The sequence below is a fragment of the Arthrobacter sp. 05T420 genome, from assembly GCF_056396305.1.
Genome location: NZ_JBFTLG010000008.1, coordinates 168,659 through 183,157, shown reverse-complemented (window position 1 = coordinate 183,157; position 14,499 = coordinate 168,659). Strand labels below are relative to the sequence as shown.

Annotated in this window: 15 protein-coding genes; 13 read left to right on the top strand and 2 right to left on the bottom strand. The window is 68.8% G+C overall.

Annotation, left to right across the window (positions count from 1 at the left end):
* Nucleotides 1-143: 143 nt before the first annotated feature.
* Both AC1DEM_RS10180 and AC1DEM_RS10175 read right to left on the bottom strand, forming a co-directional pair.
* On the bottom strand, nucleotides 144-896 hold the full coding sequence (locus AC1DEM_RS10180; RefSeq protein WP_476884240.1) for a DUF429 domain-containing protein: 753 nt from the start codon (nucleotides 894-896) through the stop codon (nucleotides 144-146).
* A gap of 100 nt (nucleotides 897-996) precedes the next feature.
* Nucleotides 997-1,488, bottom strand: a complete 492-nt coding sequence (locus AC1DEM_RS10175; RefSeq protein ID WP_476884239.1) for an inorganic diphosphatase — start codon at nucleotides 1,486-1,488, stop codon at nucleotides 997-999.
* 141 nt (nucleotides 1,489-1,629) lie between these two features.
* On the opposite strand from AC1DEM_RS10175, the gene dacB reads away from it, so the two are divergent.
* From dacB to AC1DEM_RS10110, 13 genes are all read left to right on the top strand, one after another.
* Nucleotides 1,630-3,114: a D-alanyl-D-alanine carboxypeptidase/D-alanyl-D-alanine endopeptidase gene (gene dacB / locus AC1DEM_RS10170; RefSeq protein ID WP_476884238.1), complete on the top strand. Its 1,485-nt coding sequence runs from the start codon at nucleotides 1,630-1,632 to the stop codon at nucleotides 3,112-3,114.
* A gap of 142 nt (nucleotides 3,115-3,256) precedes the next feature.
* Nucleotides 3,257-4,420 carry a zinc-dependent metalloprotease gene (locus tag AC1DEM_RS10165; protein ID WP_476884237.1) on the top strand — a complete coding sequence of 388 codons (1,164 nt, stop codon included), beginning with the start codon at nucleotides 3,257-3,259 and terminating at the stop codon, nucleotides 4,418-4,420.
* 95 nt (nucleotides 4,421-4,515) lie between these two features.
* Complete coding sequence (gene tilS / locus AC1DEM_RS10160; protein ID WP_476884250.1) at nucleotides 4,516-5,553, top strand: tRNA lysidine(34) synthetase TilS; 1,038 nt, start codon at nucleotides 4,516-4,518, stop codon at nucleotides 5,551-5,553.
* A 30-nt stretch (nucleotides 5,554-5,583) separates the two neighbouring features.
* The gene (gene hpt, locus AC1DEM_RS10155; protein ID WP_277525279.1) at nucleotides 5,584-6,135 is read left to right on the top strand and encodes a hypoxanthine phosphoribosyltransferase; all 552 of its coding nucleotides are present in this window, start codon (nucleotides 5,584-5,586) and stop codon (nucleotides 6,133-6,135) included.
* A 200-nt stretch (nucleotides 6,136-6,335) separates the two neighbouring features.
* Nucleotides 6,336-8,402, top strand: a complete 2,067-nt coding sequence (ftsH, locus tag AC1DEM_RS10150; RefSeq protein WP_476884236.1) for an ATP-dependent zinc metalloprotease FtsH — start codon at nucleotides 6,336-6,338, stop codon at nucleotides 8,400-8,402.
* 9 nt (nucleotides 8,403-8,411) lie between these two features.
* The gene (folE, locus tag AC1DEM_RS10145; RefSeq protein ID WP_476884235.1) at nucleotides 8,412-9,053 is read left to right on the top strand and encodes a GTP cyclohydrolase I FolE; all 642 of its coding nucleotides are present in this window, start codon (nucleotides 8,412-8,414) and stop codon (nucleotides 9,051-9,053) included.
* Nucleotides 9,054-9,064: 11 nt separating this feature from the next.
* Nucleotides 9,065-10,009 (top strand): dihydropteroate synthase, encoded by a 945-nt coding sequence (gene folP, locus AC1DEM_RS10140; protein WP_476884234.1) that lies wholly within the window; start codon nucleotides 9,065-9,067, stop codon nucleotides 10,007-10,009.
* A 13-nt stretch (nucleotides 10,010-10,022) separates the two neighbouring features.
* Nucleotides 10,023-10,382, top strand: a complete 360-nt coding sequence (gene folB, locus AC1DEM_RS10135) for a dihydroneopterin aldolase (RefSeq protein WP_476884233.1) — start codon at nucleotides 10,023-10,025, stop codon at nucleotides 10,380-10,382.
* Nucleotides 10,379-10,942, top strand: coding sequence for a 2-amino-4-hydroxy-6-hydroxymethyldihydropteridine diphosphokinase (gene folK, locus AC1DEM_RS10130; protein WP_476884232.1), 564 nt, complete (start codon nucleotides 10,379-10,381; stop codon nucleotides 10,940-10,942). The genes folB and folK overlap by 4 nt, the downstream gene beginning before the upstream one ends.
* Complete coding sequence (locus AC1DEM_RS10125) at nucleotides 10,939-11,463, top strand: DUF3180 domain-containing protein (RefSeq protein WP_476884231.1); 525 nt, start codon at nucleotides 10,939-10,941, stop codon at nucleotides 11,461-11,463. The genes folK and AC1DEM_RS10125 overlap by 4 nt, the downstream gene beginning before the upstream one ends.
* A complete protein-coding gene (locus AC1DEM_RS10120; RefSeq protein ID WP_476884230.1) occupies nucleotides 11,444-11,956 on the top strand; it encodes a PH domain-containing protein in 513 nt (170 codons plus the stop codon). Before AC1DEM_RS10125 ends, AC1DEM_RS10120 begins: the two co-directional genes overlap by 20 nt.
* A gap of 18 nt (nucleotides 11,957-11,974) precedes the next feature.
* On the top strand, nucleotides 11,975-13,585 hold the full coding sequence (locus tag AC1DEM_RS10115) for a PH domain-containing protein (RefSeq protein ID WP_476884229.1): 1,611 nt from the start codon (nucleotides 11,975-11,977) through the stop codon (nucleotides 13,583-13,585).
* The gene (locus tag AC1DEM_RS10110) at nucleotides 13,578-14,498 is read left to right on the top strand and encodes a Rossmann-like and DUF2520 domain-containing protein (RefSeq protein ID WP_377984496.1); all 921 of its coding nucleotides are present in this window, start codon (nucleotides 13,578-13,580) and stop codon (nucleotides 14,496-14,498) included. The genes AC1DEM_RS10115 and AC1DEM_RS10110 overlap by 8 nt, the downstream gene beginning before the upstream one ends.
* The last annotated feature ends 1 nt before the right edge of the window (nucleotide 14,499 follow it).

Below are 14,499 nucleotides of genomic sequence, written 5' to 3'. Positions count from 1 at the left end.
GGAACCTCCAGACGTTCAAATGTGGCTCTACCAGTCCACACCCCGCACCAGATTGCGGAACAGACCGTGGACCGGCAACCCACGAACCTCTTTGAACCCGGGGTTCCAGTCCTACGTCAGGCGATCACCACACTTCATATCGTCTAGCCAGCGAGTTCTTGCAGCCCGCCCCGGGGGAGGTGGATCCAGCCCTCGGTCAGGGCGGCGGCGGAATGTCCGCTTACGGGGCGCAGTGTCCTGCCCAGGGCCACTGCCCGCCCGGTCAGGGAGGCGATGACGGCGTCAAACATGTCATCGGAGGCGGCCAGCCGGTCATCGTGTCCGGCCAGGTCCAGCCACGGCGCGGCGGCCGACAGCGCGTCCAGGGCCACTGCCAACCGTTCCGTTTCCGGTGCGCCCCGCCCCTTGTAGCCGCGGGTCGGCAGGCCCCACAATTTCAGCGACGCGGCCGGGTACACCTCGGCCAGCCGGCCGCTGCCGTCCCGGGCCTGCGGCCCGTAGTCCTGGGCGATCTTTGCCTGGATGACGGCGCAACGCATCGCCGGGTGGGCCAGCCGGTCCGCGGAGACGCTGAGCGGGATCAGGCCCGTTTGAGCGGTGACGAATCTGTCGGTGTCCCGGTAGGCCAGCAGCCGGCGGCCTTCGATCCCGTCATAATCCAGCACCGGAGGGGCGTCGAAGTTCAGGTGCCCGGCGATAAAGGGAAGAAACGCGTCCGGCCAGCCCAAGGGGCAATCAATCCCGGTCATGTCGCTGGTGCCGAAGAGGCGAACGATCTCCTCGTCGCCCACGCCCAGGGACAGCTGCGCCAGGCGTGCGGCGCCGTCGGCCCACTCGATGACGGCCACCGCCGTCTTCTTCGCGGCAGCAGCGAGGTCGACGCCGAGGGTCCTCACCGTTGCACCCGCCCACAATCAAAAAACGCGGGGTCACTCCCCGCCCGTTCCGGAGGTCCGGATGGGCGGTAAGTGACCCCGCGTTGGAGTGCAGGAACGGTCAGTGACCGGCCGCCGGAACGTAGCGCTTGATGGAAGCAGCCAGTTCGGCTTCGGCTGCGGCGCGGTCGCCCCAGCCCTCGGCCTTGACCCACTTGCCCGGCTCCAGGTCCTTGTAGCGGGTAAAGAAGTGCTCGATTTCCTTGATCAGGAACTCGCTGACATCGCTGATCTCGTTGATGTGGTCGAACCGGGCATCGGTCGGGACGCACAGGACCTTGGCGTCTCCGCCGCCGTCGTCGGTCATGTTGAAAACGCCGATCGGGCGGGACTCGACGATCACACCGGGGTAGAGGTCGAAGTCCTGCAGGAGCACCAGTGCGTCCAGCGGATCCCCATCCTCACCCAGGGTGTTCTCGAAGAAACCGTAGTGGGTGGGGTACTGCATCGACGTGAACAGGACGCGGTCCAGGCGGACACGGCCGGTCTCGTGGTCGACTTCGTACTTGACGCGCGATCCCTTGGGGATCTCGATGGTCACGTCATGCTTCATGGAATGCTCCTTGACAAATTCAGGGGTGCGCGGCACGTGCATAAAGGCTGTCGGTGCCGCCGACTACTATTGAGGATATAGCGAGAGGCGCTGGTTTCAGGAACTAGTGGGGACATTTCAGGACTAAGGATCAGCAGCAGCATGAAACCGAGAACCAGCGGCGAGGGCCCCGAACAGGCGCCCGGCAGGCCTCACGGGATCCCGGCACTGCTGCTCCAGACCCTCCTGGTGGTGGCCGTGGCACTGCCAGCCGGCATCGCCATCGCCCCGGCATTCCTCGGGCCGGAACGGCCCTCCGAAGCCGCGCCGACAGCACTAGCGTGGCAGCAGATCCCCGCTACGCTGAGCGTCCCCGGCGGCGGAATCGGGCCCCTCAGCGGCACCGCGCCCCTCCCCGCCGGCGCCGCCCTCGCGGCGCGGCTCAATGGAACCCTTAAGCCCGACGGCGCCGGCACCTTCACCGGGATCGTCCAGGACGCCACCACCGGCCAGGTGCTCTTTGAACGCGGGGCAGACAAGGCCCGCATTCCGGCGTCGAACATGAAGCTCCTCACAGCGGGCGCGGCCCTGCGCGTCCTGGGCCCGGACCGCCGCTTCAGCACCCGTGTGCTGGCAGGGCCCACCCCCGGCTCGGTGGTCCTCACAGGCGGGGGCGACGTCCTCCTGGGCGCCGGAACATCCGCCCCCGGAGCCGTTCTAGGCCGCGCCGGGCTCGCCACGCTCGCCGAGGCCACGGCCGCTGCCCTCAAGGCCGGCGGCGTGACCGGCACCGTGAGCGTCCTGCTGGATGACTCCCTCTTCAGTGGCCCGTCGCTCAGCCAGGTGTGGAGCCCCGAGGACGTCGCCGCGGGGGAGATGGCTCCGCTGTACCCGCTGGCACTGAACTCCGCCAGGTTCGATCCCGCCAAGACCACCGGACCGCGCCCGCAGGACGCCGCCATGACCGCCGCCACGGCGTTCGCAGCCCGGCTCAAGGCGGCCGCGGCGGACAATGGACTGTCCGTGGCCCCCGGGGTCGCCCGGATCAAGCCCGCCAATGCACCGGACAGCGCACACGCCAAGGTCCTGGCCGAGGTGCAGTCCGCCACGGTGGGGCAGCAGGTGGACTTTATGCTGCAGACCTCGGACAACTACCTCGCCGAGGTGATGGGTCGGATGACAGCCCTCGGCGCCGGCCGGCCAGGCAGCAGCGACGAGGCCATTACCGCCGTGCTGGCGCAGGTCAAGGGCATGGGCGTTCCCACTGACGGGCTCCGGGCCGCGGATGTCTCCGGCCTGGCCCTGGCCAACCGGGTCTCGGCCCGGCAGCTCACGGACGTGGTCCGGGCCATGACCTCGGGGACGGACGCCCGGCTGCGCGCGGCCCTGACCGGGTTCCCGGTCGCCGGGCTCACCGGAACGCTGGGGGACCGGTACGCGGAAGCGGGTTCGGCATCGGGCGCCGGGCTGGTCCGCGCCAAGACGGGCACGCTGAACACGGTCATTGCGCTCAGTGGTTACGTCGTCGACGCCGACGGCCGGCTTCTGGTCTTTTCCTTCGTCGGCAACGGACTGACCCCCGGCGCCGCGAACAAGGCCGCGCTGGACCGCTCCGCCGCCGTCCTCGCCGGCTGCGGCTGCCGCTGACGGGTCGGCCCGCCTGGAACCCATGCCCGTCTGGAATCCGGTGTCCGCTAGGCCCGATGCCACTTGGGACGTGGGACCGGCCGGTTCGCCGGTCAGCGAAAATTAAGGCGGATTGTCGGGCCCCTGTGTTCTGATGGATCACATGGAGCCCTCTGCACGCGAGACATCAAGCCATCCATCACCAAAGACTCCGAGTGGGACAACAAGTGAGGCATCGGTCCAGGCCCAAGGTCTCATCAACTGGGAGCTCGCCGCGTCCACCGCAGCCCGCCTGACACCGGCCGGCCCTGTCCTGGGCGCTGCCGAGATCGGCGCCGCCGTCGAAAACCTGCGGCTCATGGCGGACATTTCCGTGCCGCACGTTCACCACATCACCGGCCTTGACGCCGCCCGGGACCTGCGCGACTCCGAGGTCCTGGTGGTGGACAGGGCCTCATGGGCCAAGGCCAACACGCAGAGCTTCGCCGTCATGCTTAGGCCGGCCATGGAAAAGCTGCTGGAGGGCCGCGGATCCCTCAGCCCCGGAGCCGCAGGCGTCAGCGCGGCCATCACCGGCAGCCAGCTCGGCGCCATCCTGGCCTTCCTTTCCAGCAAGGTCCTGGGCCAGTACGATCCCTTCTCCGCGTTGGCCGAGAACTCCACCGCCCCCGCGTCCGGCCGCCTTCTGCTCGTAGCGCCGAACATCATCTCCGTGGAACGCGAATTGAACGTCGAGCCCGCGGACTTCCGGCTCTGGGTCTGCCTCCACGAACAGACCCACCGGGTGCAGTTCGCCGCGGCCCCGTGGCTGCGGCACCACATGCTCCAGGAGATCGAAAACCTCAGCGGGCTGCTGCTGGGCAACGTCGATTCATTGATGGAACGGGCCTCCGCGGCCGCGAAGTCGCTGAAGGACCGCGCGGTCCCCGGCGCCGCGCCCGGACGCGGCGCCATCCTGGACCTGCTCCAGAACCCGGAGGAAAAGGCGGCCCTGTCCCGCCTGACGGCCCTGATGAGCCTGCTCGAGGGGCACGCCAACGTGGTCATGGACGCCGTGGACGCCAGCATTGTCCCGTCGGTGAAGACCATCCGGCAGCGTTTCAACGCCCGCGGCCAGGACCGCGGCGTGATCGAGAAATTCATCCGCAACCTGCTCGGCCTCGACGCCAAGATGCGCCAGTACAGCGACGGCGCCAAGTTCGTGCGGGAAGTGGTGGACGCCGCCGGCATGGCAGGCTTCAACAGGGTCTGGGAGTCCGCCCAGAACCTTCCCAGCGAACCAGAGATCCACGACTCCAAGCTCTGGCTCGACCGGATGGGCCTCTAGCCGCCATGACTGCCCGTAACGCCGTTTCCACTTCGGTTTCCAGCGGACGACGCCGGCCCGGCCGCCTCGCGCCGGTGGTCGGCACGGCGCGGAAAATGCTGCTGGACGCCCTGGCCGGGGCCGGCTACCCGGACCGCGTCCTGGTCGCCTGCAGCGGCGGGCCGGACTCGCTGGCCCTCGCCGCCGTCGCCGCCTACTTCTGCCGCCGCGGCCACGTGGACGGCCACCCAGTGTCCGTCGGCGCCGTCGTCGTGGACCACCAGCTGCAGCCGGGCTCGGCCGGGGTCGCCGCAACCACCGCCCGGACCCTGGAGGAGCTCGGGCTCTCGCCCGTGCAGATCAGGACTGTCGACGTCGCCTCCACCGGAGCGGGCCCCGAGGCGGCTGCCCGGGACGCCCGCCATGCGGCCCTCGAGGCCGCCGCGGACGAGGCAGGTGCAGCCGCGATCCTGCTCGGCCACACCCTCGATGACCAGGCCGAGCAAGTGCTGCTGGGCCTGGCGCGGGGGTCGGGCACCCGGTCGCTCGCCGGGATGCGACCCTCCCGTGGCCGGCTGCTGCGCCCGTTCCTGGGCCTGCGTCGCGCGGATACCCTGGAGATCTGCCGGGTGGAGGGCCTGGAACCCTGGTACGACCCGTCCAACACGGACCCGGTGTACGCGCGTTCCCGGACGCGGGTTGAAGTGCTTCCCCTGCTTGAGGACAAGCTCGGCCCCGGCGTGGCCGAGTCCCTCGCCCGCACGGCCGCGATCCTGCAGTTGGACGCCGACTACCTGGAGGAGGTGGCGAATGACACCTTCGAGACGCTGCGCGAGCAGACCGGGCACGAGATCAGCCTCCCTGAGGCCGAACTGCGCGGCCTTGCCCCGGCCGTGAGGTTCCGCGTGATCGCCAAGGCCGCCGCCGCCGTCGGAGGTCAGCAGCCCAGCTACCAGCGCCTGCTCGCGGCCGAAGCACTGCTGCGCCGGCAGGGATCGGCCGGCCCGGTGGAGCTTCCCGGTGCGGTCAGTGTCTACCGGCTCTCGCTCGCGCAGCTCCTTGCTGCGGAGCCGACCGCCGCCGCCGGTGTTCCCCGCGAAGCCGCCCGCTGTGGGAAGCTTGTATTCCGGCCTCAACAGCCGCCCCGAAATTAGTCGCACCCCGCATCTACACAGGAGCCATTGGTGGATTCAAACGACGTCCAGGCAGACCTCAAACACGTTCTCTACACCAAGGAACAGATCCAGCAACGGATCACCGAACTCGCGGCGCAGATTGATGAGGACTACGCGGGCCGCGACCTCCTGATCGTCGGCGTGCTTAAGGGCGCCGTCATGGTCATGGCGGACCTGGCCCGTGCATTGCACAGCCACGTCTCCATGGACTGGATGGCGGTCTCCTCGTACGGCTCCGGCACGCAGTCCTCAGGCGTGGTCCGCATCCTGAAGGACCTCGACACCGACCTCATGGGCAAGGATGTCCTGATCGTCGAGGACATCATCGATTCCGGCCTCACGCTGTCCTGGCTCAAGACGAACCTGGAATCCCGCGGCACGGCGTCGGTGGAAATCTGCACCGCCTTCCGCAAGCCCACGGCCGCCAAGGTCAAGATCGACGTCAAGTACGTCGGCTACGACATTCCCAACGAATTCGTCGTAGGCTACGGCCTGGACTACGCCGAGAAGTACCGCAACCTGGACTTCGTCGGCACCCTGGCCCCCCACGTCTACGAGTAAATCGTTCACGCAGCGGCACCCCCCGCCCGGGACCCGGGCGCCGGGGAGGCCCTGCCGCGCTACGCCCACAGGGAACTTTTGCCCTCCGCCGTGCGTGAGTTAGTGCGACGGTGTATAGCTAGAACCTGACGCAGCACCCCACGCGCGCAGAACGGTCGCCGTGCAGCACTACCAGGAGGGACGGGGCCAGCCCCGAACAGATGAAAGCTAAGAGTTTCTTCAAGGGCCCCGGCATCTGGATTGTCGTCGTGGTGGCCATGCTGCTACTGGCATTTGCCACTCTGGCGCCCGGCGGCGCGAGTCGGATCGACACGGACAAGGGCCTTGAACTGCTGAGCGCCGGCGGAAAAGTTGAACAAGCCAAGATTTTCGACGCCGAGAACCGCGTGGACCTCGTCCTGAAGGACAACCTGCAGGTCGACGGGCAGGACAAGGGAAAGAACGTCCAGTTCTACTTCGTCAACGCTCGCGCCCAGGACGTCGTCAAGGCGGTCACCGACGCCAAACCGTCGGGCGGCTTCACTGACCAGCCGATCGAAAACAACTGGTTCTCCGGGCTCTTCTCCCTGCTGGTGCCTGTGCTCTTGCTCGGTGTCCTCTTCTGGTTCCTGCTCTCCCGGATGCAGGGCGGCGGGTCCAAGGTCATGCAGTTCGGCAAGTCCAAGGCCAAGCTCGTCAACAAGGACATGCCCCAGGTGACTTTCAGCGATGTCGCCGGCGCCGATGAGGCCGTCGAGGAACTTGAGGAGATCAAGGAATTCCTGCAGGAGCCGGCCAAGTTCCAGGCAGTCGGCGCCAAGATCCCCAAGGGCGTGCTGCTCTACGGCCCTCCGGGCACCGGCAAGACCCTCCTGGCCCGCGCGGTTGCCGGCGAGGCCGGCGTTCCCTTCTTCTCCATCTCCGGTTCCGACTTCGTGGAAATGTTCGTCGGCGTGGGCGCCTCCCGCGTCCGCGACCTCTTCGAGCAGGCCAAGTCCAACGCGCCGGCAATCATCTTCGTCGATGAGATCGACGCCGTCGGCCGGCACCGCGGTGCAGGCATCGGCGGCGGCAACGACGAGCGCGAGCAGACCCTGAACCAGCTGCTGGTCGAAATGGACGGCTTTGACGTCAAGACCAACGTCATCCTGATTGCCGCCACCAACCGCCCCGACGTCCTGGACCCGGCACTGCTGCGTCCGGGCCGCTTCGACCGGCAGATCTCGGTGGAGGCCCCCGATTTGATCGGCCGCGACCAGATCCTGCAGGTGCACGCCAAGGGTAAGCCGATGGCTTCCGGCGTCGACCTCAAGGCTGTTGCCAAGAAGACCCCCGGCTACACGGGCGCGGATCTGGCCAACGTCCTGAACGAGGCCGCCCTGCTGACGGCCCGCTCCAACGCAAACCTGATCGATGACCGCGCCCTCGACGAGGCGATTGACCGCGTCATGGCCGGCCCGCAGAAGCGCAGCCGGGTCATGAAGGAACACGAACGCAAGGTCACCGCGTACCACGAAGGCGGCCACGCCCTTGTGGCGGCTGCCCTGCGGAACTCCGCCCCGGTCACCAAGATCACCATTCTGCCCCGCGGCCGTGCCCTCGGCTACACCATGGTGGTCCCGGAAAACGACAAGTACTCCATCACCCGCAACGAGCTGCTCGACCAGATGGCCTACGCCATGGGCGGCCGCGTCGCCGAGGAACTCGTCTTCCACGATCCGTCCACGGGTGCGTCCAACGACATCGAGAAGGCCACCGGGATCGCCCGGAAGATGGTCACCGAGTTCGGCATGAGCGAAAGGGTCGGGTCCGTTCGCCTCGGCCAGGGCGGCGGCGAGCCGTTCCTGGGCCGCGACGCCGGGCACGAGCGCAACTACTCGGACCAGATCGCCTACATCGTCGACGAGGAGGTGCGCCGCCTGATCGACGGCGCGCATGATGAGGCCTACGCCATCCTGACCGAGAACCGGGACGTACTGGACGAGCTCGCGCTGGAACTGCTCGAACGCGAGACGCTGAACCAGGCCGAAATCGCGCAGGTCTTCACCAACATCCGCAAACGCGACTTCCGCGACGTCTGGCTTTCCAAGGAGACCCGCACGCTCCAGTCCGCCGGACCGGTGGAGTCGCGCCGCGAAAAGGCGGAGCGTGAAGCGCACGAGGAAGCTACCCAGGCCCGGCTCGAAGAGCCCCTGGATGCCCAGCCCCCGCATGCCCAGGGTGTCGGCGGGCAGGAGTCCTTCCAGGGCGGTGCTACGGATATCGGGACTGATGGTCATCCCGGCTAGGCTTCTTCTGTGACTTCTAACTTCGACGACGACGTTCCCGCCCCCGCTGCTTCGGCGGGGGACGGGGAAGCCGCGCATTCAAAGCCCAAGGTGGACCGCCCCAGGATCGAAGCCGCCGTGCGGGAAATCCTGCTGGCCATCGGCGAGGACCCGGACCGCGGCGGGCTCCTGGACACCCCGAAGCGGGTAGCCAAGGCCTATACGGAAATGTTCGCCGGCCTGCACCACGACCCCGCCGAGATCCTGGCCACCACCTTCGATCTGGACCACGAGGAACTCGTTCTGGTCAAGGACATCCCGTTCTACTCCACGTGCGAGCACCATCTGGTGCCGTTCCACGGCGTGGCGCACGTGGGCTACATCCCGTCCCACGACGGAAAGGTCACGGGCCTGAGCAAGCTGGCCCGGCTCGTGGACATGTTCGCCAAGCGCCCCCAGGTCCAGGAACGCCTGACCACCCAGATCGTCGAGGCCCTCGTCACGCACCTCAAACCGCGCGGCGCGATCGTCGTCGTCGAATGTGAACACCTGTGCATGTCCATGCGGGGAATCCGCAAGCCCGGCGCCAAGACCGTCACCAGCGCAGTGCGCGGGCAACTGCATGACCCGGCCACCCGTGCCGAAGCCATGAGCCTCATACTCGGAAGGTAAGAACACAGACTATGGACTCCCTAGCTGCAGCCCCGGGGACCGGCCCCGCCACGTCGCCCCTGCCGATCCTGCGCAAGCCGCGCCCGGCGGCGAAGTTCCAGGACCTGCCCACGGACCGGACACTCGTCATGGGAATCCTTAACGTCACCCCTGATTCCTTCAGCGACGGCGGATCGCACCCGACGCCGGACACGGCCATCGCGGCCGGGCTGCGGATGTTCTACGCCGGGGCGGACATCATCGACGTCGGCGGCGAATCCACCCGCCCGGGCGCCGCGGCGGTGGACGTGGACGAGGAACAGCGCCGGGTCCTGCCGGTCATTGAGGCCCTGGTGAAGGCCGGCGCCCTGGTCAGCATCGACACCACGCACGCCGCGACGGCGGCTGCAGCCCTGAAGGCCGGCGCCGCGATCATCAACGACGTTTCGGGCCTGACCCTGGAGCCGGAAATGGCGGAACTGGCCGCCCGGACCAAGGTCCCCTACATCCTGACGCACCGCCGCGGCGACGCCAGCACCATGAATTCCCTGACGGACTACCGCGATGTGGCCGGGGAAGTCGTGACGGAACTCGCCGGCATCCGCGACAAGCTGTACTCCGCCGGCGTCGCCCCGGAGCAGATCATTGTGGACCCGGGACTGGGCTTCGCCAAGAATGACGTCCAGAACTGGGAGCTCCTGCAGCACCTGGATGTGCTGCAGGCCATGGGCCACAAGGTCCTCGTCGGCGGCTCCCGCAAACGCTTCCTCGGCAGCCTCCTGACCGTGGCCGGCAAAGCGGCCCAGCCGGTGGAACGCGACGCCGCCACCGCCGCCGTGACCGCGATCAGCGCGTTCCGCGGCGCCTGGGCCGTGCGCGTGCACGACGTCGGCGCGAGCCTCGACGCCGTCAAGGTCGCCGCCCGCATGGTCCCCCCGACGCACCCGGCAACGGCTGCTGCCGCCGGCACCAACTGATCCGGCGGCCGCCATGGACCAGATCACGCTGAGCGGCGTCACCGCCGTCGGCCATCACGGTGTGTTCGATTTCGAGCGCCGCGACGGCCAGCCGTTCGTTGTTGACGCTGTGCTGCACCTGGATTTCAGCAAGGCCGCGGCTTCCGACGACGTCCTGGATACCGCGCACTACGGCGAAGTGGCCAACTGCATCCGCGACTGGATCACCGGTGCACCGCTGAACCTGATCGAGGCCCTCGCCGTGCGGATCGCCGAGGACGTGCTGGAGAAATTCCCGGTGGCCGCCGTGGACATCACCGTGCACAAGCCCAAGGCCCCGATCGAAGTCGACTTCGTCGACGTCTCCGTCAGCGTGCACCGGAGCCGGTCGTGAGCCCGCTCTACACCCGCGCCGTGATCGCGCTCGGCAGCAACCTGGGGGAGCGCAGCGACACCCTGTCCGCCGCCGTCGCGGATCTTGTCGACCCGCCGGAGGTGCGCCTGCTTGCCATCTCGCCGATCGTCCAGACGAAGGCGGTGGGCGGCCCGCCGGGCCAGCCTGACTTCCTGAACATGGTGATTGCCGTCGAGACGTCCCTGCCGCCGCGCGACCTGCTGGAGCACTGCCATGCCGTGGAGCAGAAGCATTTGCGGGTGCGCGAGGTCCGGTGGGGCCCGCGGACCCTTGACGTGGACATCATCACCTACGGAGACAGGGTGAGCTCTGACCCCGAGCTCACCCTGCCCCACCCCCGGGCCGCCGAACGGGCCTTCGTGCTCTATCCGTGGTCGCTGATCGATCCCGCGGCGGAGCTCAACGGCGAACGCGTGGGCGACCTCGCCGCGAAGGCCGCTGATTTCGGCGACCTCACGACGTTTGACGGCTTCCAGAACCACGGAGCAGCGGATGTCACAGAGCGCACGGGCGTGTCCGGCGCGGCGGAGCGACCGTGAAGCTGACCAGCCCCCTGCTCCTGCTGGCCATTTGCGTGGTCGTGGCCGTGGCCGGCTGGTCCGCCACCATGATCTCGGGCCGCTACAGCCTCGCCACCCCGGTGCTGCCGCTGACAGGGCTGCTGACCATGGGGGTGATCGTGGCGCTCACTTTGGTGCTGGGCATCCGCGTGCTCCGTTGGCGCAACGGCAAGAAGAAGAAGATCCTCAACCCCATCCTGGCTGCCTGGACGCTGGTCCTGGCCCAGGCCTGCGCCTACACCGGCACGGTCCTGCTGGGCTGGCACGCGGGAATCCTGGTGGAGCAACTTCGGCTGTGGAACCTGCGCAGCAACCAGGACCTCACGTGGCAGGCCCTGGCGATGGCCGGCGGCGGGCTGATCATGGTGATCGTGGGGCTCGTCGTCGAGCGGTTCTGCCGGATTCCGCCTGAAGACGGCGACGCCGAATCCCGGCCCGGCGTGCAGGGAAAACGCAGCAAGCCCTCGTCGGAAGGCGAATATGCGTACCGAAGCGATTGATCCGCCGGGCATCGACTGGCTCAGGGTGTCACCGAAGTACGTCAAGGTCCGCCTCGCGGGATGGGCGCTGGGAAACCTGATTGCGGTGTCCCTGCTGTCCCTTCCCCTACTCCTGGTGCTGACCGGTGTGTGGACCTGGCCGCCCGTCTGGCTGGGCGTCGCCGTTCCCGCCGTCTGGCTGCTTCTGGCGCTGTGGCGGCTCCTGCTGATTCCTCGGCAGGTGCGTTCGATCGGCTACGCCGAGCGGGAGGACGACCTCCTGATCCGGCGCGGCATCTTCTTCCAGCGCACCCTCGTGGTCCCTTACGGGCGGATGCAGTACGTGGACATCGCGGTTGGCCCGGTGGAGCGTCCGCTGGGCCTGTGCACCCTCAAGCTTCACACCGCCGCCGCCGCGACCAGCGCCGAGATTCCCGGCCTGCCCGCCAGCGAAGGGGCCCGGCTCCGCGAACAGCTGTCCGCCCGCGGCGAAGCCCGGCTGGCCGGGTTGTGACGGGAAGATCGTGACGGTATGGCGGTGACACCGGAGGGTGCTGGACGCGCCGGTGCCGACGCAGCTGCTAATGCCGGAAATGCCGACGCCGACTGGTTGCGCGTGCACCCGGCCTCGCCCTTTGTCCGTGGCTGGGTGGCCCTGGTTGCTCTGTTGTTCTTTTTTGGACGCGACAGTTTCGAACGCCTGCTCCAGGGCGGTCCGCTCTTTGACGAGCGGCTCGCCGGACGGGCGCCGTGGCTGCTGCTCGGCGGCGGCGCCCTGCTGCTGCTGACCGTCTGCGGCTACGTCCTGAGCTGGTACTTCACCCGCTACCAGGTGGCGGGCGGCTACGTGCGCGTCAACACCGGTTTCCTCTTCAAGCAGCAGCGGCAGGCCAGGCTGGACCGGGTGCAGGCAATCGACGTCGTGCAGCCCCTGCTGGCACGGATCTTCGGACTCGCTGAACTGAGGTTCGAAGTCGCAGACGCCGGCGAATCCGCGGTGCGCCTGGCTTACCTGCGCGCGGACGAGGCCCGGCAGCTCCGCGCGACAATCCTGGCCCGCGCCTCCGGTGCCTCGAGCAGGACGCTGTCGCTGTCGCTGTCGCTGTCGCTATCCCCGGAGCCGGGCGACCCGGAGTCCGGAGAGCTGGCGACCGCCGCCGTGGAGGCCCCCGAACAGGTGGTGCTGACCGTGCCGCCGCCGCGCCTGGTGGGCTCGCTGCTCCTGAGCGAACAAAGCGTCGTGATCCTGGCCGGCGGCATCGCCTCCGTGCTGCTGTCCGCAGTCACCGAAAACCGTAGCTTCGTGGTCTTCCTGATCCCTGCCGCGATCGGACTCGTCGCCTCGTACTGGTCCTCGTTCAACAAGGGCTACAACTTCACGGCCGCCATTTCCCCGGACGGCATCCGGCTGCGCTACGGCCTGCTGGACACGCAGGCGCAGACTGTGCCGCCCGGCAGGATCCAGGCGCTGAAGGTCAGCCAGCCGCCGCTGTGGCGGATATTCGGCTGGTACCGGATCCAGGTCAACGTGGCCGGCTACGGCCTGGCCGCCAGCGCCGGCGAAGGAACGGCCCGGACCACGCTGCTTCCGGTCGGATCCCTCGCCGACGTCCTGGAAATCCTGTCCCTAGTCCTCCCGGATCCCGGAACGCCGGATCCGCTGGGCGTGTTCACCGCAGGGATCACCGGTCTCACGGACGCCGCCGGGACTCCTGGCGGCGGCGGCCAGGACACCGACGGCGGCTTCGTCACCAGCCCGCGCCGGGCCCGGTTCCTGGCGCCGCTGGGCTGGCGGCGCAACGGTTTCACCGCAACGGAGACCGCTCTGCTCCTGAGGTCGGGCCGGTGGTGGCGGGCCCTGGTGGTGGTGCCGCACCAGCGCACCCAGTCCATGGCACTGCAGCAGGGCCCGCTCGCCCGCAGGTTCCGGGTGGCGGACCTGGTCCTGCACACCACGGCCGGTCCGGTGGCGCCGCGGCTCATCCAGGCCGGCCTCGACGAAGCCCGGGCCCTGTTCGATGCCCAGTCCGCCCGTGCCCGCGCCGCGCGCAAGCGCCAGAAGAGCGAGCACTGGATGGAGCCGGCGGCCCAGCCGGCCGCACCACCCGCAGACCACCCTCAGGAAGGCCCGCATCATGGCTAAACCAGGACGCCTTGGCGTCGGAATCATTGGCGCAGGGAAGGTCGGCGCCGTCCTGGGGGCGGCGCTGCGCGGAGCAGAGCACGCCGTCATCGGGGCGTCCGCCGTTTCGGATGCCAGCCGGGACCGCGTCGAAACTCTCCTGCCCGGCGTCCCGATCCTGGACGTGCAGGACATCGTGGAGCGCGCCGAGCTGGTCCTGCTGGCCGTCCCGGACGATGCCCTGGGCCCGCTCGTGAACGGCCTGGCCAAGCTCGGCGCCTGGCAGCCCGGCCAGCTCGTGGCGCACACCTCCGGGCGCTTCGGCGTCGGGATCCTGCACCCGGTCCGTGCCGCCGGCGCCGTGCCGCTCGCACTGCACCCGGCCATGACATTCACGGGCATGAGCCTTGACCTCACGAGGCTCCTGGATTGCACTTTTGGCGTCACGGCCGACGCCGCGATGCTGCCGATCGCCCAGGCACTCGTCGTCGAAATGGGCGCCGAGCCCGTCGCGATCGCCGAGGCGGACCGCGTCCTCTACCACGCAGCCCTCGCGCACGGCTCCAACCACCTGGTCACGCTCGTGGCGCAGGCCTCGCAGCTGCTCCGCGACGTCGGCGTCGACGCACCGGACCGGATGCTGGGCCCGCTGCTCCGCGCCACCCTCGAGAACGCCCTCGCCTCCGGCGAATCGGCCCTGACCGGACCTGTTGCCCGGGGTGACACGGGCACCGTTGCCGCCCACGCGGGCGCCCTCCGCGAGTACGACGACGGCGCCGCCGGCGATATTCTTGAGGCGTACCTGGCCATGGCCCGGGCGACAGCCCGCCGGGCAGGAAGCCGCGGGCTCCTGAAGCCGGAACAACTCGACGGCATCGAACAGGCGCTCGGCGGCCCCGGCCAGAACGGGACGCCCGCCCCGGAAGGACCCTGAC

Bases quoted from the DNA above. Each gene is read 5' to 3' on its own strand.
- AC1DEM_RS10175 (WP_476884239.1), bottom strand. From the start codon at position 1,488: ATGAAGCATGACGTGACCATCGAGATCCCCAAGGGATCGCGCGTCAAG.
- dacB (WP_476884238.1), top strand. From the start codon at position 1,630: ATGAAACCGAGAACCAGCGGCGAGGGCCCCGAACAGGCGCCCGGCAGG.
- AC1DEM_RS10165 (WP_476884237.1), top strand. From the start codon at position 3,257: ATGGAGCCCTCTGCACGCGAGACATCAAGCCATCCATCACCAAAGACT.
- tilS (WP_476884250.1), top strand. From the start codon at position 4,516: ATGCTGCTGGACGCCCTGGCCGGGGCCGGCTACCCGGACCGCGTCCTG.
- ftsH (WP_476884236.1), top strand. From the start codon at position 6,336: ATGAAAGCTAAGAGTTTCTTCAAGGGCCCCGGCATCTGGATTGTCGTC.
- folP (WP_476884234.1), top strand. From the start codon at position 9,065: ATGGACTCCCTAGCTGCAGCCCCGGGGACCGGCCCCGCCACGTCGCCC.
- folB (WP_476884233.1), top strand. From the start codon at position 10,023: ATGGACCAGATCACGCTGAGCGGCGTCACCGCCGTCGGCCATCACGGT.
- AC1DEM_RS10120 (WP_476884230.1), top strand. From the start codon at position 11,444: ATGCGTACCGAAGCGATTGATCCGCCGGGCATCGACTGGCTCAGGGTG.
- AC1DEM_RS10115 (WP_476884229.1), top strand. From the start codon at position 11,975: ATGGCGGTGACACCGGAGGGTGCTGGACGCGCCGGTGCCGACGCAGCT.
- AC1DEM_RS10110 (WP_377984496.1), top strand. From the start codon at position 13,578: ATGGCTAAACCAGGACGCCTTGGCGTCGGAATCATTGGCGCAGGGAAG.